This is a genomic window from Mesorhizobium sp. M7A.F.Ca.MR.362.00.0.0 (genome assembly GCF_004023175.1).
Classification (GTDB): domain Bacteria; phylum Pseudomonadota; class Alphaproteobacteria; order Rhizobiales; family Rhizobiaceae; genus Mesorhizobium.
In genome coordinates this window covers 1-658 of record NZ_RZTF01000334.1, presented here as the reverse complement: position 1 = coordinate 658, position 658 = coordinate 1, and the positions used below count along the sequence as shown (strand labels likewise).

Annotated in this window: 1 protein-coding gene; it reads left to right on the top strand. The window is 60.6% G+C overall.

Annotated elements, in window-relative coordinates:
* Positions 1-164 precede the first annotated feature (164 nt).
* A partial coding sequence (locus tag EOC06_RS28920; RefSeq protein WP_245470166.1) for an amidase family protein occupies positions 165-658 on the top strand: 494 nt, incomplete at its 3' end.

Sequence of the window (658 nt, the reverse complement as noted above, 5' to 3'; positions counted from 1 at the left end):
CCGCAACGATGGCGCGCCGGGTTTCAGCGGCTTCCTTGTTTGACTTCCTCAACGACGCTTCCTCGCTACCACTCACGAACGAGCCTTGACAGGTTAGATGTTATATGACATCCAAATAGATGTCATGCAACATCTAACTGATTACTAATGAGAGGAGAGGCCTCATGCTGAACCAGCAGACCAGAGCCATCGATGCCAATGTGCCAGAAGCGGTAGAACTCACACGGCTGGGCGTGTCGGGCGCGGCGGAAGCCATTCGCCGGGGCGAGATCAGCGCCGAAAACTATGTTTCTGCCCTTCTCGCCAAGGCGCGGCGGAAAGAGGGCCTGAGAGCTTTCATCACCCTGGACGAGCCTGGCGCCCTCTCCGCAGCCCGCGAAGCCGACAAGGCCCGCGCCAAGGGCGTGAACGCGCCGCTGCTCGGTGTTCCCCTCGGCATCAAGGACAGCTATCTCACGGCCGGCTTGCGCACGACGCTGGGAGTCGGTTCGCTCAGAGACTTCCAGCCAACTGAGGACGCGGACGCCATTGCGACGCTCAAGGCGGCGGGCGCGATCGTGCTTGGGAAGACCAACCTGGTCGAACTTTCCTATGGTTTGACAGGCGACAACGGCCCTTATGGCCAGGTCGGAAACCCGCATGCGCCCGACCATGTAAC